Raw genomic sequence first — 2,561 nt, 5'->3', positions numbered from 1 at the left:
CGGCATCGGCGGCGACGGCACCCTGCGCGTCGTGCGCTCCGCCGCGATCGAGGCGGGTCGCGAGGCCGCGGCATCCGGCGCGGAGTGGTTCATGGACTACCGCAACGCCGACGGCTCGGCCGCGGAGATGTGCGGCAACGGCATCCGGGTGTTCGCGCGGTATCTCGTGGACACCGGGCTTGCCGTCCTCGCCGATGGCGGCCACCTCGACATCGGCACGCGTGCCGGTGTGAAGCGGGTCACGCGCTCACCCGAGGGGTTCGAAGTGGACCTCGGTCTCTGGCGCACCGAGGGGGACGACGTGCTCGTGCGCGCCCGGGGGCTCGACGTCGCCCGCCCCGGCCAGGGGATCGACGTGGGCAATCCGCACGTCGTCGTCGCGCTCCCCACGCACCGCGAGCTCGAGGGACTGGACCTCACGGTGCAGCCGATTCTCGACCCCGCGCCACGCCACGGTGCGAACATCGAATTCGTCGTCCCGGCCGACCCGCTCGTGCGCGGCGGCGTCGGGGCGATCACCATGCGCGTCTTCGAACGCGGGGTGGGGGAAACCCTCAGCTGCGGAACCGGGGTCGCGGCGGCGGCGCTTGCAGTGCGGCACTGGGCGGGGCCGGCCGCGCCGGACGCCTGGCAGGTCGACGTTCCCGGAGGCAGGCTCGCAGTCCGCGTGCGGACGGAGGGCGACGGCGAGCACGTGCTGCTGTCGGGACCTGCGACCCTGGTCTTCACCGGCGAGGTGACGCTGGCCTGACCTGCGACGTCGCGCCCGGCGCGGGTCGCGCTCGCGCCAGGCGCGGGTGCGGGCGCCCTGCGGTGGCGGCTCAGGGCAGGGTGATCTCGGCCGTCGGGGGTGAGCCGTGACGGCGCACTCGGATGACCCGGAAACCGCGGGCGGTGGCTGCCCGGTGCACGCTGTAGCCGTCGGCGAACGTGGCATCCAGCCACCGCTGCAGCGAGTCCGAGCCGAGGTTGCGCTGCACGACCAGCCAGGCGTCGCTGCGCGCGTCCAGGCGGGGGATCCAGTGCTGCAGCATGCCGTGCAGCACGCTCTTGCCGACTCTGATGGGCGGATTCGAGCGGATCGAGCGGAACGAGACATCCGAGGGAACATCGTCGGGCAGCGCGGCGTTGATGTTGGTGAGCCCCAACGCCTCCGCGTTGCGGCGAACGAGATCCAGTGCCCGCTCGTTCACGTCGACGGCCCACACCGTCGCGTGGGGAGCATCCATGGCCAGCGACAGGGAGATCGGACCCCAGCCGCAGCCGAGGTCGAGCAGGTGTCCACCGGGCGGAGGCGGTGGAGTGTTCGCCAGCAGCACCGCCGTTCCGGAATCCACATGGTCCGGGCTGAACACCCCGCCCGCCGTCGTGACCTCGACGGCGCGGCCTGCGAGGGTCACACGGATGCGGCGGAGATCATCGGGACTGGACGGGGACGCACTGAAGTAGTGATCGTTCCCCATCCTGCGAGCGTACCGGAGGCCACCCGCAGGGCGGAAAGCTAGAGTTTGAGGATGCCGCGGTCAGCGGCATCCCGAAAGGATTACATGACAGACACCACCATTCCCGAAAACGCCGACTCGACCCCGGTCGACCCGGTGGATCGGGTGCTGGCCCGCGCAGAGCTGCGCTCGGGCGTGAAGGTCACGACGTTCGGCGAGCGGGGCGAGAACCACCCGCTGGGCGCAGCACAGGCGCTGCAGGACGAGTCGACTGCCTACGGTGACAGCGACGGCGACCAGTGGGACCGCGAGGAGCGGGCCGCCCTGCGCCGCGTGCCGGGGCTCTCCACCGAACTCGAGGACGTCACCGAGGTCGAGTACCGCCAGCTGCGGCTGGAGAACGTCGTGCTCGTCGGCGTGTACCCGCAGGGGTCTCAGGAGGATGCCGAGAACTCCCTGCGTGAACTCGCGGCGCTCGCCGAGACGGCCGGCGCGGTCGTGCTCGACGGCGTGCTGCAGCGGCGTCCGCACCCGGACCCGGCCACGTACGTGGGTCGGGGCAAGGCCCAGGAGCTGCGTGACATCGTCGCGTCGGTCGGCGCCGACACCGTCATCGCCGACACCGAACTCGCGCCCAGCCAGCGGCGCGCGCTCGAGGATGTCGTGAAGGTCAAGGTCATCGACCGCACGACGGTGATCCTCGACATCTTCAGCCAGCACGCGAAGAGCCGCGAGGGCAAGGCGCAGGTCGAGCTCGCCCAGCTCGAGTACCTGCTGCCGCGCCTGCGCGGCTGGGGTGACTCGATGAGCCGCCAGGCCGGTGGCCAGGTGGGCGCCGGTGGCGCGGGCATGGGATCGCGTGGCCCCGGTGAGACGAAGATCGAGCTGGACCGCCGCCGCATCCGCACGCGCATGGCGGTGCTGCGCCGCCAGATCCGCGACTTCGGTCCCGCGCGCGACGCCAAGCGCGCGGAGCGCAAGCGCCACACGATCCCCTCGGTCGCCATCGCGGGCTACACCAACGCCGGCAAGTCCAGCCTGCTCAACCGGCTCACCAGTGCCGGTGTGCTCGTCGAGAACGCGCTGTTCGCGACCCTGGATGCCACAGTGCGCCGCTCG

At 71.8% G+C, this 2,561-nt stretch carries 3 protein-coding genes; 2 read left to right on the top strand and 1 reads right to left on the bottom strand.

The window, feature by feature from the left end; all coding sequences use genetic code 11:
* Positions 1–751: diaminopimelate epimerase (gene dapF, locus NQ160_RS22150; RefSeq protein WP_257517201.1), on the top strand; the 751-nt coding region annotated here is incomplete at its 5' end.
* A 70-nt stretch (positions 752–821) separates the two neighbouring features.
* Here dapF and NQ160_RS22145 read toward each other — a convergent pair.
* Positions 822–1,463, bottom strand: a complete 642-nt coding sequence (locus NQ160_RS22145; protein WP_257517200.1) for a class I SAM-dependent methyltransferase — start codon at positions 1,461–1,463, stop codon at positions 822–824.
* Between the two features lie 84 nt (positions 1,464–1,547).
* On the opposite strand from NQ160_RS22145, the gene hflX reads away from it, so the two are divergent.
* On the top strand, positions 1,548–2,561 hold a 1,014-nt coding region (gene hflX, locus NQ160_RS22140; protein WP_257517199.1), incomplete at its 3' end, for a GTPase HflX.

The sequence above is a fragment of the Microbacterium sp. zg.Y909 genome (genome assembly GCF_024626565.1).
The sequence above is the reverse complement of the archived record's forward strand: the minus strand, read 5'-3'. Positions and strand labels throughout refer to the sequence as shown.

Excerpts from the sequence above, each read along its gene's own strand:
- NQ160_RS22145 (WP_257517200.1), bottom strand. The coding sequence starts at position 1,463 with ATGGGGAACGATCACTACTTCAGTGCGTCCCCGTCCAGTCCCGATGAT.